Source organism: Liquorilactobacillus sp. (assembly GCF_047719775.1).
Taxonomy (GTDB): Bacteria; Bacillota; Bacilli; order Lactobacillales; family Lactobacillaceae; genus Liquorilactobacillus.
The window spans coordinates 24,680-38,837 of the sequence record NZ_JBDNTS010000016.1; the positions used below are offsets into that span (position 1 = coordinate 24,680).

Genomic DNA, 14,158 nt, shown 5'->3' on the forward strand with positions numbered 1-14,158 from the left:
GAATATAAATAAATTTGATATAATAATGACGAATGTAACCGAAATCATTATATCGAGGTGAGACTTTTATGGAACGAAAATCACTCTATCATACCGAAATTGAAAATAAAGCTGGGATTGCTGGCCATGTCCGTTCACTAACCGGCGGTGAATTTAATCAATTAACGAGCAGCCCCTTGAAAGCTGTCCCTGGGACTAACCCCGAGCAACTGCTTGGAGCAGCACTAGCAACATGTCTGAATGCCACACTTGAAGCAGAGGAAAAGCGACGGAATCTGTCGCATCAAGCTGTTGTTCGGGTAGCAGTCGACATGGGCCGCGACTATCAAGGATTTCAATTTTGGCTGCGTGCGCAAGTTAGACTGCCCCAAGTGAACCGACAAGAAGCACAAGAAATTTTAGCAATTTGCGAACAACGCTGTCCAGTTGCTAAATTACTAATTAGCAATTCAAATGTCAGCGTTGAATTAGTTGATGAATTTGGCTTTGAGGGGGAATTCAAATGAAGTACTTGGTAACTGATCAGCGAGATATTCGCTATAATTTAGCTTTGGAAACATATTTACTGGAACACTCTGATTTGCAGGAACCAATTCTGTATTTTTACATTAACTCTCCCTGTATTATCCTTGGCCGCAATCAAAATGTTTACGAAGAAGTGAATTTGGAATACGTTCGCCAGCAACAGATAATTGTTACTAGGCGCACTTCTGGTGGTGGTGCAGTCTTTGATGACCTAGGAAATGTTAGTTTTAGTTTTATTACTAAGGATGATGGTCATTCCAATGGCGACTTTTCAAAGTTTACTGCGCCGGTAATCACCGCTTTACATGAAATGGGAGCAACTGGGGCAAAACTAGTTGGTAGGAATGACTTGCAGATTGATGGTAAAAAGTTTTCAGGTAATGCTATGCGGCTGCAGCACGGACGGATGTTTTCTCATGGAACATTAATGTATAATGTTGATTTAAGTGTCATTGAAAAAGCATTGAATGTACCGCAAGATAAGATTGCAGCTAAGGGAATTAAGTCGGTTCATAGCCGGGTTACCAACCTCAAACCGTTTTTCACTCCAGAATATCAGCAGCTAACAATTGAAGAATTTCGTGATACGCTGGCACAAAAAATTTTGCAAGTATCCGATTTGAAACAAGCTAACGAATATCTTTTAGATGATACTGCCAAGCAGGCTGTTAATGCCATTAATCAAAAATTTTTCAGCAATTGGAATTGGGTCTATGGAAGTTCCCCACTGGCTGCAATTCAGCAGCGCCAGCATTTTACTCAAGGAACGATTGACTTTCGCTTGCAGATTGAACATGGCTGTATCAGTTATCTGCAAGTCTATGGCGACTTTTTAGGTCAGGCTGATGTTAAACAGTTTGCCGCAAAATTAATTGGCGTCCGTTATGAACGTCAAGCAATCACGCAAGCGTTGACTAATGTGGAGTTACAGCCCTATTTTGGTAAGATTGAGCACCAGTCAATTATTGATTTGCTGGTACGGCAAGAATAACTGCACAAAAAAGCAGAGGGTGTGTACCATAAATTGATAAAAATAGTGACTTCCAAAAAAGTTGGATTTTGGAAGTCACTATTTTTACTATAAGTAATTCGAAGTTAGACGGAGAATTTTAAATTATGAATCACGTTTATCTGAGTTCAAGAAAAAAGCCCGATCAAAATGTAGTTTTTGACCTGACTCAGTCTTGAACTTTTTGTAGATTCAGTGTAATTGTGGCTCTTTTGTATATTACTTTTAAAGTGCTTGTGGCAATTCAATCGCAAATTTTTCAGCAATTGCCGTAATTTCCTGGGTAGTTTTCGGATCAATAACAACACCGTGTTTTGAATTATGATCGTAATTACGATATTCACGGTCACCAGGAATCATAATGTGTGTCCCTGGGATATGATCTAAGTTCCGGATACGTTCAAACATCTTCTCGGCGTTAGCTTTCAAAGTTGCTAAATCACCAAAGAAGGCCGGATTGATAACCATAAAGAATTGACTGAAATCGTGCTTACCGGTATTGGTATCAGCCGAAATTGAACCTTGAGCTAAGATACCCGTTAACAATTCAACAACTAGCGAGTTACCAAAACCCTTGTAGTTTGAATTTTCTTCTCGATTGCCACCAAGAGTTAACACTCCACCGCCAGATTGATGCTCCGTAAAAGCAACTTCGGATAAAATTTCAGCAGCTTTTTTCGAATCGTGAATGATATTTCGCTCACCATCAACAGCCCATTCACCCAAAATTGGTTTTTGATTTTTAGCCAAAACCATAATTTTACCACTGGAGACACTTGACGTAGCTCCATCAAAAACAAAGGGATGCGGGTCAGCTGGAAAGGTAAAAGCAAAAGCATTTGAACCCAAGAAAGCTTCAATTGCATTGGTTGGTACAACAAGCGGCCGTGTATTAGTGGTTGAAATCCCAATCAAACCTTCTTTAGCGGCTAGACGAGAATAGTACCCCGCAGTTCCAAAATGATTTGAATTGCGAATAACAGCCATGGCAATATTAGTGGTTTTGGCTTTTTTAATTAAGCTGTTAATTGCTAATGCAGATGCAATCTGCCCCATATTTCCATTGGCATCAAGCAATAGGCTAGTGTCCGTTTCCTTTAGAGTTTTGACTTGATTTTGCGGTTTGATGGTCCCATCTTGAACCATTCGAATGTACCAATCAAGTCTTTGAATCCCATGAGAAGATATTCCTCTTAAATCCGCATCCACCAAGGTATCCGCTAATAAAGTACCATCAGTAGCAGAAAACCCAGCTTTTTGAAAAACTTTTTCTAAAAATTCAGTTTCAGCTGCAGCAGTAATTCGCATAAAAAACACTTCTTTCTTTATTTTTAAACAACCAAAAAAGCCCGTTCAACACTATTTTCATAGTGCAAGACGGGTTGACCGTGGTACCACTTGCTCTTCGTTTATCAATTGATAAACCTCAACGACATAAATTGTCAAAAATGATAACGGATTCCGCCGATCGAACAGCTTGCACCATTCAACAGTAATTTGAGCTCATTTTCATCAGTCGCTATCTGCACCTTTTCAGCTGCCAGTGCTCTCTTAAAAAATAACAAGACTGAATCTCTTCTCAACAGTTATTTATGGTCATTAAAAACCAAATTCTAATAGTTGTCAATCGTAAAAAATTAATTGAAATTCTGGTACTGGATAGCGTACACTAAAATTAATATTTTTTAAGGAGTGAAGTATATGTTTGCATACAAAATTGATTCTGAAGTTAGTCTAGCACTGCCCAGACCCAAAATCGACGCTGAACCTCTTTTTCAAATTATTGAAGAAAGTCGAAAAGAATTACAGGTTTGGCTGCCTTGGGTTCCCATAATGAAAAGTGTCGTAGATGAAGAAAAGTTCCTCACAAGTGTCTTAAAGAACTTTGGTAGTGAACACTCATTGAATACGGTTATTCTGTACAAAGGTACACCTGCAGGAATGATCAGCTTCAATAAATTTAATATAACAAATCAATGTGCAGATATAGGTTATTGGTTAGGAACCAAACATGTAGGTAACGGGATTATCCATCGAGCCGTTGCTGGAATATGTACGCTTGGGTTTGCAGACTATGATATTCATAAAATTGAAATTCATGCAGCAGTAGAGAATGCACGCAGTAATCAAGTTGCAAAAAAAGCTGGTTTCCATTTTGATGGCTCACTTCGCGCAAATGAGCTGCTAGCCAACGGTTTTCATGATGAGAATGTCTGGTCATTACTTAAAGAAGAATGGAAGAAACACTAGTTCTTACTATTTCAGTTCTTTAAAACAAGATATCTGACCCGACTTTTTCTCGAACATTGCTGTTAGCTCACCAATTCAAGGAATACTTTAACAAGCTAGCATCTCTTCTATACATAAATACATTGATTCTTTCATATGATAATGATAACATATGTATATATTAATACATGCTCATTAATCTAATTATGGAAGGATTAAATATTATGCAGAATTTGCCACTCGTCACAATGCTTTTCATTGGCGTTAACTTGGACTTTTTTATTATTTTATTATTTCTACTTCAAAAATATAATTTTAAGGATAACTTATTTGGTTATGAATTAGGAATGCTCTTAATTTTCTGTGTTAGCGCATTTGCTGGCCAGTTAATTCAAAGTTTTATCCCTGCTTGGAGCATTGGCTTCCTCGGATTAATTCCGATTTATATGGGAATTAAAGGTGAAGACGATGCTGATGGAACACAAGTAAGTAGCCGAAAGGGAATTACCGCAGTCTTATTGATATACTTAGTCAGCTGCGGTGCTGATAACATAGCTGTCTATGTTCCAGTTTTGGCAACAATGACTTTTACCGGCGTCCTAATGACGATGATTTATTTTATTATCTTGACTGCCATTACTCTAACTCTAGCTTATTTTTTTGGTCAGCTTCCTATTATCAAAAATATTTTTACTCGTTGGGGAGCACCATTAACGCGACTAATTTATACTCTAATTGGGCTCTTTGTTATGCTTGATACAGGATTAATTCAACATATTATTGGCTTATTTTAAATAAGGGGCTGGGTCAAAAGTTAAATTTTGATTCAGTTTCTCTGTTTATTCCGTATAAACGTGTTTCATAAGTCAAAACTCTCCGTCTAACTTCGAATTACTCATAGCAAAGTACTCACGATTTTCGTAATTTCGAATTAGTACTCAAATTTTCCCGACTTATGGCACACTCCCCTCTACTCAGTTCATTGAACATAAGAAAATGGAATTAATATTAAAACAACGATAAATTTGGATTTTATGTTATCCTGAGACTGGATATATTTTCAAGCCCGAGGTGATAATATGAAAGCTTTATATTTCAATGATTTTGGAGATAATTCTGTCTTAAAATACGGAGATATTAATTCTCCTCAAATAAATGCAAATCAAATATTAGTTAAAACCCAATTTATTGGATTAAACTTTGCCGATATATACCGCCGACGCGGAACTTACCATATTGAAAAACATCAGCCTTACATCAACGGTTATGAAGCACTAGGAGAAGTTGTTGCAATTGGCAATCATGTCAACGAGGTAAAATTGAAAGATAAAGTTTTCTTTGTAGACGTACCATTCGCCAATGCAGAATATGTCAGTGTCCCATCTGAAAATGCAATTAGAGTGCCAGAAAATCTGGATTCCAAAGTAGTTGCTTCTGTTGGACTGCAAGGATTAACAGCAGATTTCTTAGCTCATGATCTTGGGAAAAACATGCCCGGTGGCAACGTATTTATTCACGGTATCAGTGGTGGTGTTGGTCAAATATTGTCTCAAATATTGACCAGTGATGGGATGAATGTGTATGGCTCTACTTCAACATCTGCAAAACAGAACTTAGCTCTTAATCAAGGAGCTGTAAAAGTCTTTCTGCGAACTACTCCGTGGAGTCAAAGCTTGCAAGGAAAATTTGATACTATTTATGACGGTGTAGGAAAAACACTTGAACAGAGTCTATCTCTTGCGACTAACAAGGGGAAAGTTGTTTTTTATGGCATGGCTGGTGGAAATCCACCTAAAATTGATCCACTAAAATTATTAGTACAATCAAAAAGCATTCTAACAGGAGACTTATGGGATTATCTAAACAGTGCAGACGAACGAAAAAAACGTAGTCAGAGGCTATTTAGTTATTTTCAAAAAGGGAAGATCCGGGTCAGTGAGCCTACAATCTTTCCGCTTTCTGAAGGCCAAAAGGCATATGAATATTTAGAATCTGGAAAAAGCGCTGGAAAAATCTTGTTAAGACCATGAAAATAACCTTTTTGAGCAAATTCTAATATTAATATGATAACGGAGTGAATTAGATGCAACTGACGAAAGACGACTTAATAGAATGTTACTTTTACAAAACTGAATTAATACAATTGTGCCGCGAACGTGGTCTCCCCACATATGGTACAAAAGCTGAACTAAATCAGTATTTAATACTTTTTTTGAACGGGACAAACCCGTCAGATATAAACCCATTTCGTACAAATAACAATAAAATTTCAGCAGAAACAAAAATCACATTCGACACACGATTAATCGGTGATGGTTTCAAGTTTAATAGCGAAGCCCGTCTCTTCTTTGCTAATTATTATCACGTTAAAAAATTCAGCTTTAAAAAAGAAATGGCGATTATTAAACGGCGTGTTGAAACACAAAAACAGACAGACTATACCATTCGAGATTTCATCACTGAATTTGAAAATACTACACAAATTAGCGATAATCCTGAGGAACAAACTTATCAATGGAATAATTTTGTCAAGGACTTCAATAGAGATCCTGCTAGTAAAAACTTCAATTCTCGTATGAAAACAGCTGCCATACTTTGGAATATTGTAAAAGCTACAAACAAACCAAAGAAATATTCTCATGATTTGCTTCATCGGTACTCTCAACAAACACAAGATCCATAATCCGTTAGAAATTTTAAAATATTACTGGTGAAAACATCCCTGTTTCTGCAGGTTTTGAAATCTACAGTGGACAACCTGTTCAAAAGTAACATACTCTAAATTACTCATAGCAAAGTATGTGCTGTGTTCATAATTTCGTGTTAGTGCTCAAATCTTACCGACGTTGTAATGTCTTAAAAAATGGCTTCATCTTGACGTGTACCCCTAAAGTTGGAACATAACTTTGAGGGTATTTATTTATGACAAAAGTGTCACTGAAAGTAAAAATTAAAGCAGTTGCAGAGTACCTTACCAGTACTGAAGTTAAAGCGACGGTTGTGAGAAAAGAACTGAGCGCAGTAATAAACTCTTGGATAGAGTACTATAATATCAAGCAAATTCAAAATTAGTTAAATAATAGGGCCCTCAAATTTATCTATTGATTCAAGATCTCATGCGACCCGGTTGCAACCAATAACAAAACCAATTCGTTATGGTCTAGATGATAAACGACAATCCAGTTATCATAATTTTTACCATAGTTTCCATATCTGGCAGGATGAAATTCACGATAGCCACGCCACTGCCCTTTCAATGCATGATCTTTAATCCGTCTCAAAACAAGTACGTCTTGTTCATCAATTGCTTTTAAATAAGGTTTCAAGATAGTTATCGGAAAGTGCTTTTTCGCTAATTTTTTTAATTCTCGTTCGAAAGACTTGGTCTGCTTAATTTGCATCTAACTTATCGATCCAATCATCAAAGTCCGTCAAGGAGCCAATCTTTTTTACCTGACCCGTTTCTGCTTCTTTTTTAGCTGCTAAGGCTTCTGGAGAATCTAAAAAGCTAACTAAACGAACTTCATTGTTGGCCGCCTTAACCAAAGATAAACGAATATACTCAGAAACAGTTAACCCTTGTTTCGCTAGGTTAGCTTTAGCTCGTTCACTAATATCGGATGTTACGCGAGTTGAAATCGTCTTGTTTTTAATCACGGTATTGCTCATTTAATCTCCCCCCTTTTGTGTTTACCATTGTATTACACTTATTATATTGCCTTTTTATAATTATTTCAACTATCCAATTTCCAGATTAGCTAAGAAAGAGATTATTACATAGCAACTGTCTGGTCACTCAAGAAGAACCCTTGCCACTTTAGCAAGTCTCTATCTTATAATAGTGCTCGAAAAGAATTGTGTCTCTTTATCTGTTGTCGGTCTATATTTCAAAGAATAATCATAATACCAACTCTCTTTAACCATTGCAAAACACCTCTTCCAAAGTTAAGGGGTTCTTCTTCACGAAAATCAAAAGGGAGTCATATCTTGAAAGTGAAATTGAACAGTTACGTAACTCAAAAAATACGGCAAATGAACAAACAGTTACAAGTAAGTTAACTGATGACATTCAATTTTATACTAATACTTTGGAGCAGGTAGTGATAAAATTGAAAAATATTGCCTTTCTAAATTAAATTGTTGATGGGAGTATTTATAGATGAAGAGTGAAAAAGAGTTTATTACAATATTAATTTTAGAATGCATCTCAGTCATTGGTAGTTATATGACGACATATATTTTAAATGTTTGGGCTTGGCACAAATTTGGAACAGTTAACACATTGGTCGCTGTTAATATGGCACTAATGTTACCGTTAGTAATTATTTCCCCATTTTCTGGAATTTTAATTGATAGAGTGAATAAGAAGTTACTGTTGATAGGATCTAATGTTATTATGGCCATTGCAACTTTCCTACTCCTAAGTGCCTTCTATTTTGATAGTCTGACAATGGTTGAAGTGATTATTTATGGAATTGCACAATCCTTAGTTAGTAGTTTGAAAAATCCTTTGATAACCAGTTTAACTAGCACAATGGTTAGAAGATTTGATATTAAACGAATTAATGGATTAGCACAAAGTACTCTGGCAATTTCACAAATTTTTGGCCCAATTTTAGGATCATTGTTATTTAATATTCAAGGCTATTCATTGGTAGTCTTTCTTGATGCAATTTCATATGTGATTATTTCAATTCCATTATTTTTCTTTGCTATTCCGACAGATACTCATAAGGGTGAATCCGTTATACAAGATTTGACTGCTGGAGTTAAGATCTTAAAATCGGATAATTATTTAAAAATACTTGCAATTCTAGATGCTTCTGGAAATCTATTTGCACCTTTTATTGTGACCCTTTTACTCCCAATGACTTCAAAATATTGGATTAAAGATATATCTAAATTGGCAATGAATCTTGATTTTTCGTTGACCAGTAATACATTATATGGATTTTTAAGTGCATTATTATTTGTTGGTACCTTAATTGGCGGAATTACTTTTTCTTGGAAAGGTGGTTTTAAGAATAATTATGGCAATTTAACTTTCGGATACATTGGTGCAGCTGTTAGTATTATTATCGTTGCATCAGTAAATTTATATATTGGGATAATCGGTCTTTTATTATCGGGATTTGTTGTACCATTTGTTAATGCAACTATGTATGCCGTTTTGATGGATAAGGTTTCAGCGGCAGATCAAGGAAAGGTGTTTACTTTGTATAATGCATTGTCTATAGGTACATATCCTGTTGGATTGTTAATTATCAATGCATTAGGTGGTATTCCAAGTTTTCAAATTTTGTTGATTGGTGGTCTAGTAAACTTTTTAGTCAGTTCTATTTGTTTACTGGTTGATCGTCACTACACATTGTTGACGTGTAATCTTAGAACCGTTCTTGTACTTTGCTATGAGTAATTCGAAATTAGACAGAGAATTTTGACTTATGGAACACGTTTATACGGAATAAATAGAGGAACTGAATCAAAATTTAACTTTTGACCCAGCCCCTCATAGAAACATTAAAATTTATTCCAATTATTTCAGTACGGTTCACCTTCTCCATAAAAAAGGGTTGAGGCTATTTTTTTCACACATTTATTTTTGACTTAACGATGACGCTTTACCATGGTCTTCTTTGAAAGCTGTATAAAATCTTTCTCATATTTTTGAAGGACTGCAAGTGAAACTGCTTAGAAAAATTATTCATTACTGACAACAACTTTGCCAATCATATGATTAGACTCAACCAATTTGTGAGCTCTCTTTAGATTTGCAACATTAATTGGCGAGAGTGTTTTGTTCAAAGTAGTTTTTATAATTTCTTGGTCTAATAAAGATGAAATCTTATCTAAGATCTCATGCTGCGTAATCATATCTGGTGTCTGATAAAAAGATTTTGTGTACATCCACTCCCACGCAAACTTTGCTCTTTTCTTTGTTAATTTACGCAAATCAACTGGATGCTTATTTTCAGTAATAGATGCTATTTTACCACTTGGTTTAATGATTTCTGCCATCTCATCCCAATGACCATCTAGATCATTCAATTCCAGGATGTAGTCAACGTACCTATAACCTAATTTTCTAACTTCTTGTACCAAATCTTGTCGATGATTCACAACTTCATCTGCTCCAAACTTTCTGACCCACTCAATAGTTTCCGGTCTGGATGCTGTTGCAATTACATTTAGTCCTGCCCAATTAGCCAATTGAGTTGCAATCGAACCAACACCTCCAGCACCATTGATAATCAAAATTGTTTGCTTTTCATTATTTTTCTTATCATTCGGATCAATCTCAAGTTGTTCAAATAACGCTTCCCAAGCAGTCAACGAAGTCAATGGCATCGCTGCTGCTTGTCCTATTGTCAATTTTTTTGGTGCATGTCCGACAATTTTTTCATCAACGATTTGATATTCACTGTTACTTCCAGAACGTTTAAAAGCACCTGCATAAAAAACATGCTCTCCCTTTCTAAATAATGTAACATTTTCCCCCACAGATTCCACGACTCCAACAGCATCCCAACCAATTATTTTTGGCTCTTTTAAAATACGATGACTTGCCTTTCTAACACCAACATCTACTGGGTTAACCGAGACAGCCTCAACTTTGACTAACAGATCATGACCCTTTGCAATTGGTTTAGCTACTTCAAATTCAATTAAGCTCTCCTCTGCAGTGATTGGTAAATACTTTTTAAATCCGATTGCTTTCATCATCTGCTTCATAGTTAATTACCTTCTTTCATATCTTATAGTAATTAACTGATAATATCCTGCAATATTGAAATTTAAGTAACTAGTAACAAATTATTCACTAGTGAATGCTATTTAAATGCTTTATTATGAGTATAAAAGAATATATGTTTTACTGCTAACTTTAATCATAGTCAAAGGAGCGTTAATTATGAAACGTCATCTTTACAATTGCCAGCCAGGTTGCCCAGTAGAGAGCACTTTACAAATAATATCCGGTAAATGGAAGGCAGTGATTTTATATCACTTTATCAAAAATAATGTTTGTCACTTTGGTGAACTACAACGTACTATGCAGGATTGCTCTCGGAGAATGCTAGCTCTTCAGCTACGAGAATTAGAAAGTGATGGAGTAATTGAAAAAACGATTTATCCTGTTATGCCACCAAAAACAGATTACAAATTAACTGCTTTTGGAAAAACATTAATTCCTGTAATCAAATCAATGGAAGAATGGGGTAACTTATATAATCAAAGAATAATCGCAAAAGCTAATATGGTAACTAAAAATTAGTGACTAGAATGAGCTTAGATTTTTAGTACTAGAATACAAAAATAAAACAGTACAAACTTGAAATTACGAACATAGCACGGACTCTAGAAACATGTTTATTCATAGTAAAGTAAAAATAGAAGAGCTAGGACAAAAGTTAAATTTTACCCTAGCTCTTCTATACTATTCATAAATATAATCACGTGTTCGTGGTAAGTTCTTTCCACTTGGTCCCTTAGAAATCAGATATTGAATACAATCAATATTACCTGATTCAAACGAGGCGGCACAAGCTTGCAGATATAAATCCCACATTCGAGTAAATTTCTCGTCCATCTTCTCTGAAATTTCATCTTCGTGATTCTTAAAGTTCTCATCCCAAATCTCAAGTGTATGTTGATAATGGCGTCGTAATGTCTCTACATCAAAGACTTGCATCCCTGCATCAATAATGTGCTTCAAATTTTCATTCAAGCCAGGAATATATCCACCTGGGAAAATATACTGGTTAATCCAACCATTATATGCTCCACCTTGTTGTCGAGTTATTCCATGAATCAATGCAACCCCATCATTGCTCAAATACTTGGCAATTGTTTTGAAATAAGTTCCCAGATTTTCTTCACCAACATGTTCAAACATCCCAACACTAGTAATGTAATCAAACGGCTCGTGTTTTAGTTCACGATAGTCTTCAAGGTATACTTCAGCCTTGTCTTCAAGACCTTCATCGGCAATTCTTTGTTTAACAAATTTGTATTGTTCTTCACTTAATGTTATCCCTGCAACTTTTAAACCAAATTCCTTTGCAGCGGTCAACATTAAAGTTCCCCAGCCACAGCCAATATCCAACAATGTTTTCCCTTGTTGTGGGTCTAGTTTTTTAATAATATGACGTACCTTATTCATCTGAGCCTGTTCCAAGTTATCATCTTTATGTTCAAAATATGCACAAGAATATGTCATTGTTGGATCAAGCCACAGTCTATAGAAATCATTTCCCAAATCATAATGACTCTGAACATCATACTTGCTGATTTTCTCCGAATGGGACTGCTTTGGTAAAAACTTCTTCAGCTTACTATTATAAAAAAAGCTCTCAGCTGAATCATAAGCTGCCTTAACTAATTTTTGGATAGAACCATCAATCTGAATCCTTCCGTCCATATAGGCTTCCCCTAAGGCAATCGACGCATTGCGCATTATTTCCTTAACTGGAACGGATTCCTTAAAGGTAATGGTAACTTCTGGAGTTCCTTCACCATAAACTTCGCTTTCCCCATCCCAATAGTTAACACGTACTGGAATACTAAAAGATTTACTTAACATTTTTTTATAAAAGATCTTATCAATCACGGTGAATCGTCATCTACCTTCCACTAACTTTTTGTCACTAAACAATATAATTTTAACACTAATTTTACTTTAATTCTAAGCAATACATTTAAAAAATACTTTTTATCCAATGATAACCTTTTCAGTCGGGTATTTATAATTAAAATCTTGTTCCTTCTTGGAAACAAATAACATCAGCATATATAACATTCCCACACGACCAACAAACATTAAAATGATTATCACACATTTACCTACCAAACTAAGTGAACTAGTTATCCCTAATGACAATCCGGTGGTTCCAAAAGCCGAAGCGACTTCAAAGATCAAGGAAATAAAAGTTGCTTTCTCAGTAAAAGACAAAATTAAAGTTGCAGCAGTACATAATATTAACGACAAATTAACAACCACCACAGCTTTTTGAATATCATCTTGCCCAATTCTTCTTCCAAAGATATTGACATATCTTCGCCCGCGAATAAAAGACACCATATACAACATTAAAATTCCAATTGTTGTTGTTCGAACACCGCCGCCAACTGAACTTGGACTAGCTCCAATAAACATCAATATCGAAAATAATAGCAAAGTTGTTGTCCGAAATCCAGTTAGTGCATCTAATTGTAATCCTGCATTTCGCGTTGTTGCACTATAAAATAATGACGTGATAATCTTTTCACTCCATGGCATATTAACAAAGCTATGGCTTACCTCGGACAGAAAAATTAATACCGCACCTACCACGAAAAAGATAACTGCGAAGAAAAAAGCAAGTTTGGAAAATAATGAAAAACGATACTTTCCCCTACCATGTGTCCTAATCTTCAAAAAAAGCCACTCACGAAATTCTGTTAGAACTGGGAATCCAATTCCCCCAATTAGAATCAGTAAAATTACCAATAATAAGAAAATATAATCATGTCGAAATGGTATTAACGATTTCCCCGTGATATCAAAGCCAGCATTCGTAACAGCTGAAATGGCAATGTAGAAGCCCTCAAAAAGAGCACTTTTTAAATCATACAGACTATCAGTCAAGTATAAATATACCGAGAATATGACTCCTGCCACAAACTGCAAAGCCATCATCAACCCAAACACAGAATACACTAAACGAACCGTTCCGCTCAATCGTGGCTGATTCATGTCAACTTGGATTAGTTGCCGCTGGTGCAATGAAATCCTTTGCCCAGTTATAACCATACCAACAGTCGCTATCATTGTTATCCCGAAGCCGCCTATCTGAAATAACAACTCTAACAGAAATATACCATAGTCGTTATAGACTTCATGGAGGGGGACGGTACTAAGCCCTGTCACACTAATAGTCGAGACAGCCATAAAAAAGGTATCCAGGAGTGACACTTTTACTCCTGAATACTTAAAAAACGGAAGACATAGCAGAAAAAAGGTTATTATAATCAGCCCAAAATACACTGAAACCAGTAATTGAATTGGGGTAAACTTTTCCCTTATCTTGGTCCAAAGAGTCGTAATACCAAACATTTCCTTATCTTTCCTTTACAAAATTATTTTAGCAGTTTCATCTTTGAATAACTAACAACCACTTTTTGTTTTAAATCCAGAGCCGTTTCTGAACCGCTATACTCATCATCAAAGTCAATTATTGCAGAATTCTTCAACTGTTTCTCAACAATCCCTTTAAAATGCTGTCTGTTAAAAATAAATGAAACATGCGTGCTCTTACCGAAAGGTTCGCCCAGTTCGTTAACCTCGATTATCTGTTTATTTTGCTCGCTTCTTTTTTCATTACTCATCATTATTCCTCCTCGAGATCAAGTCCGTTT

17 protein-coding genes are annotated in these 14,158 nt (G+C 35.7%); 9 read left to right on the forward strand and 8 right to left on the reverse strand.

Going from position 1 to position 14,158, the window contains the following annotated elements; translation table 11 throughout:
• Window positions 1-68: 68 nt before the first annotated feature.
• Both ABF682_RS09020 and ABF682_RS09025 read left to right on the forward strand, forming a co-directional pair.
• The gene (locus ABF682_RS09020; protein WP_415619595.1) at window positions 69-506 is read left to right on the forward strand and encodes an OsmC family protein; all 438 of its coding nucleotides are present in this window, start codon (window positions 69-71) and stop codon (window positions 504-506) included.
• Window positions 503-1,516, forward strand: coding sequence for a lipoate--protein ligase (locus tag ABF682_RS09025; protein ID WP_415619596.1), 1,014 nt, complete (start codon window positions 503-505; stop codon window positions 1,514-1,516). The genes ABF682_RS09020 and ABF682_RS09025 overlap by 4 nt, the downstream gene beginning before the upstream one ends.
• Window positions 1,517-1,759: 243 nt before the next feature.
• On the opposite strand, the gene ABF682_RS09030 is transcribed toward ABF682_RS09025, so the two are convergent.
• A complete protein-coding gene (locus tag ABF682_RS09030; RefSeq protein WP_415619597.1) occupies window positions 1,760-2,842 on the reverse strand; it encodes an Ldh family oxidoreductase in 1,083 nt (360 codons plus the stop codon).
• A 134-nt stretch (window positions 2,843-2,976) separates the two neighbouring features.
• Window positions 2,977-3,099 carry a hypothetical protein gene (locus tag ABF682_RS09035; protein WP_289979303.1) on the reverse strand — a complete coding sequence of 41 codons (123 nt, stop codon included), beginning with the start codon at window positions 3,097-3,099 and terminating at the stop codon, window positions 2,977-2,979.
• Window positions 3,100-3,235: 136 nt separating this feature from the next.
• On the opposite strand from ABF682_RS09035, the gene ABF682_RS09040 reads away from it, so the two are divergent.
• The 5 genes from ABF682_RS09040 (at window position 3,236) to ABF682_RS09060 (ending at window position 6,835) form a co-directional block, all read left to right on the forward strand.
• Window positions 3,236-3,784, forward strand: a complete 549-nt coding sequence (locus tag ABF682_RS09040) for a GNAT family N-acetyltransferase (protein WP_415619598.1) — start codon at window positions 3,236-3,238, stop codon at window positions 3,782-3,784.
• 203 nt (window positions 3,785-3,987) lie between these two features.
• Window positions 3,988-4,557: a cadmium resistance transporter gene (locus tag ABF682_RS09045; RefSeq protein ID WP_415619599.1), complete on the forward strand. Its 570-nt coding sequence runs from the start codon at window positions 3,988-3,990 to the stop codon at window positions 4,555-4,557.
• Window positions 4,558-4,842: 285 nt separating this feature from the next.
• Complete coding sequence (locus tag ABF682_RS09050) at window positions 4,843-5,793, forward strand: zinc-binding dehydrogenase (protein ID WP_289979312.1); 951 nt, start codon at window positions 4,843-4,845, stop codon at window positions 5,791-5,793.
• A gap of 53 nt (window positions 5,794-5,846) precedes the next feature.
• Complete coding sequence (locus ABF682_RS09055) at window positions 5,847-6,446, forward strand: SAP domain-containing protein (protein ID WP_415619600.1); 600 nt, start codon at window positions 5,847-5,849, stop codon at window positions 6,444-6,446.
• A 239-nt stretch (window positions 6,447-6,685) separates the two neighbouring features.
• Window positions 6,686-6,835, forward strand: a complete 150-nt coding sequence (locus tag ABF682_RS09060; RefSeq protein WP_415619601.1) for a hypothetical protein — start codon at window positions 6,686-6,688, stop codon at window positions 6,833-6,835.
• A 26-nt stretch (window positions 6,836-6,861) separates the two neighbouring features.
• On the opposite strand, the gene ABF682_RS09065 is transcribed toward ABF682_RS09060, so the two are convergent.
• Together ABF682_RS09065 and ABF682_RS09070 are read right to left on the reverse strand one after the other, a co-directional pair.
• Window positions 6,862-7,164 (reverse strand): type II toxin-antitoxin system YafQ family toxin, encoded by a 303-nt coding sequence (locus ABF682_RS09065; protein WP_415619602.1) that lies wholly within the window; start codon window positions 7,162-7,164, stop codon window positions 6,862-6,864.
• Window positions 7,154-7,432, reverse strand: a complete 279-nt coding sequence (locus ABF682_RS09070; protein ID WP_289979322.1) for a type II toxin-antitoxin system RelB/DinJ family antitoxin — start codon at window positions 7,430-7,432, stop codon at window positions 7,154-7,156. The genes ABF682_RS09065 and ABF682_RS09070 overlap by 11 nt, the downstream gene beginning before the upstream one ends.
• 490 nt (window positions 7,433-7,922) lie before the next feature.
• On the opposite strand from ABF682_RS09070, the gene ABF682_RS09075 reads away from it, so the two are divergent.
• Entirely contained in the window at window positions 7,923-9,179 is a 1,257-nt protein-coding gene (locus ABF682_RS09075; protein WP_415619603.1) for an MFS transporter, read from the forward strand.
• A gap of 284 nt (window positions 9,180-9,463) precedes the next feature.
• Here ABF682_RS09075 and ABF682_RS09080 read toward each other — a convergent pair whose 3' ends face one another.
• Window positions 9,464-10,483 carry a zinc-binding alcohol dehydrogenase family protein gene (locus tag ABF682_RS09080; RefSeq protein ID WP_415619619.1) on the reverse strand — a complete coding sequence of 340 codons (1,020 nt, stop codon included), beginning with the start codon at window positions 10,481-10,483 and terminating at the stop codon, window positions 9,464-9,466.
• Window positions 10,484-10,673: 190 nt separating this feature from the next.
• Here ABF682_RS09080 and ABF682_RS09085 point away from each other — a divergent pair, with 190 nt between their 5' ends.
• Window positions 10,674-11,036, forward strand: a complete 363-nt coding sequence (locus ABF682_RS09085) for a winged helix-turn-helix transcriptional regulator (RefSeq protein WP_415619604.1) — start codon at window positions 10,674-10,676, stop codon at window positions 11,034-11,036.
• Window positions 11,037-11,198: 162 nt separating this feature from the next.
• Here the strand turns inward: ABF682_RS09085 and ABF682_RS09090 are convergent, their stop codons facing one another.
• From ABF682_RS09090 to ABF682_RS09100, 3 genes are all read right to left on the reverse strand, one after another.
• Window positions 11,199-12,371: a class I SAM-dependent methyltransferase gene (locus ABF682_RS09090; RefSeq protein WP_415619605.1), complete on the reverse strand. Its 1,173-nt coding sequence runs from the start codon at window positions 12,369-12,371 to the stop codon at window positions 11,199-11,201.
• A 102-nt stretch (window positions 12,372-12,473) separates the two neighbouring features.
• Window positions 12,474-13,856 (reverse strand): TrkH family potassium uptake protein, encoded by a 1,383-nt coding sequence (locus tag ABF682_RS09095; protein ID WP_415619606.1) that lies wholly within the window; start codon window positions 13,854-13,856, stop codon window positions 12,474-12,476.
• 23 nt (window positions 13,857-13,879) lie between these two features.
• Window positions 13,880-14,128, reverse strand: a complete 249-nt coding sequence (locus tag ABF682_RS09100; RefSeq protein WP_289979340.1) for a hypothetical protein — start codon at window positions 14,126-14,128, stop codon at window positions 13,880-13,882.
• Window positions 14,129-14,158 lie beyond the last annotated feature (30 nt).